The 1883-nt window shown below is 30.5% G+C and carries 1 protein-coding gene; it reads right to left on the bottom strand.

Annotated elements, in window-relative coordinates; translation table 11 throughout:
- Positions 1-156: 156 nt before the first annotated feature.
- Positions 157-1785 (bottom strand): IS1182 family transposase, encoded by a 1629-nt coding sequence (locus GXK56_RS27445; protein WP_160693476.1) that lies wholly within the window; start codon positions 1783-1785, stop codon positions 157-159.
- Positions 1786-1883: the final 98 nt, after the last annotated feature.

The following is a 1883-nucleotide window of genomic DNA, read 5'->3' as shown; positions in this document are numbered from 1 at the left end:
GGGGCTGTCGCATTAGCGGATTAAAATCGGTTAGCGATAGCTCCTTTTTCAAATTGTAAAAAATATTTCCTCAATAAAATATTCTACTAATTATGAAGTCTTTAAAAATATGCGCACTTTAATAAGCCTTTTTAAAAGACTTTTTTAAAAATATATTTATGCTGTTTTCTTTAATTCAAATAAATGCTTACCAATACGGTCTGCTTGAATCTTCCTATGTAGTTTATTTATATTAAGTGCCATAGCAAGAAGTATACTTTCTGCTAATACGTTATTTTGTCCTCGACACATAAATCTTCTAAAATCCATATCTTGCTTTAGTTGGGCAAAAGAGCCCTCTGCTTGTATACTTCTATTTACTCTAAGAAGACAACCTTCGTCACTTACAATTCTTTCTAAATCCTCTTTTCTTTGACGATTGAATTTTTTTGATGTTTCAAGTCTCTTAGTTCTCTGTTCTATAGGTGTTTTTGAATTATTTCCTTTTATGCAACTGGTTTTACAGCTACAATTGCTGCAATCCTCACAAGCATAAATTGTTTTTTCACTTTCATATCCTGTTTTAGATTTTTTGATTTTTATGCTTTCCTTTTTTAATTGCTTGCCACTTCGGCAGGTATAGAAATCTTGAGCTTCATTATAATCTAGATTTTCTATCTTCCCGATATCATTTTTAAATTTTCTTGTTTTTGATAGTTCATAATTAGCTGGTTTGATGAAAGCTATCTGATTGTTTTCTTCAATAAATGAATAATTTTCTTCGCTTTCATATCCAGCATCTGCAACTATTTTTAAATATTTAAATTTTAATCTTTCTTCCATGATTTTAAGAAAAGGTATAAGAGTTGTTGTATCTGTTGGTTGTGGACCAATAGTGAGCCACACAACATATTCTGAATCTACACCATGCTGTAAATTATAAGCTGGTTTTAGTTGTCCATTTTTCATAGCATCTTCTTTCATTCTCATAAATGTAGCATCCACATCGGTTTTTGAATAGCTGTTACGACTACCGAAAGTGTATACCTTTTTTGTGTATTCTTTAAACTTTGATAGATATTCTTCAAGAGTTTCAATTGAACGTTGTAATGCAGTTTTTCTTTTTCCACATCCATGGACGAATTGTATGCCCTCTGATTTTTTCAGTGCATAAAGCTTTTTTCTAAGTTTTTTTACATGTTTCATTTGCACCATATTTTTGTAAGCAACCTTAATATCATAAAGATCTTCACACTCTTTAACAAGGTCGGCTATTTTGATTAATAGTTTTGCCATATTCTTTGTGACGGCTTTTTTCCAAACAAAAGTATATTTATTTGCATAAGCTTCAATTTTGGTCCCATCAATAAATATAGATTCTGCAGAAATTTCACCGATATCATAAAGAAAATTAGTCATCTCAGCAAGAATTTTTTCTGCACATGGAGCAAAATGCAAACTCCTAAATCTTGCAAATGTTGCATGATCCGGAGTAGGAGAATCCTCAAGTAAAAACATAAAATTAATATCTCTACGACATGCATTTTCAATGTCTCGGGATGAATAAAATTTGTTCATGTAACCATAAATCATAATCTTCAGCATTTTTCTTGGCGATACTTGATTTTCCCTTACTCGGGAATAAGTCGAATATAAATCTGTTAAATCCATCTCCTCTACAAATTGACTTAGTAAACGCACTGAATCATTAGCTGGTATCATATACTCAATATTTAATGGAAGCTTTAATTGATAAAACTTCTGATTAATTGTATAATCTTTTTGTAAAATATTTTTTATTCGCATAATGGTATTTTACTATAAATCTCAAACTTATTAAGTTTGGGATTTATTTTTTCACACAAAAAGAGCCGTGCACTAATTATTTAGTGCGACAGCCCCTT

This window comes from Clostridium sp. C2-6-12 (genome assembly GCF_009928485.1).
Lineage (GTDB): Bacteria > Bacillota > Clostridia > Clostridiales > Clostridiaceae > Clostridium.
Note: the sequence above shows the minus strand (reverse complement) of the source record. Positions and strands in the feature narration are given on the sequence as shown.

What these genes read in the sequence shown, in the direction of transcription:
- GXK56_RS27445 (WP_160693476.1), bottom strand. Translation starts at nt 1,785, where the DNA reads ATGCGAATAAAAAATATTTTACAAAAAGATTATACAATTAATCAGAAG.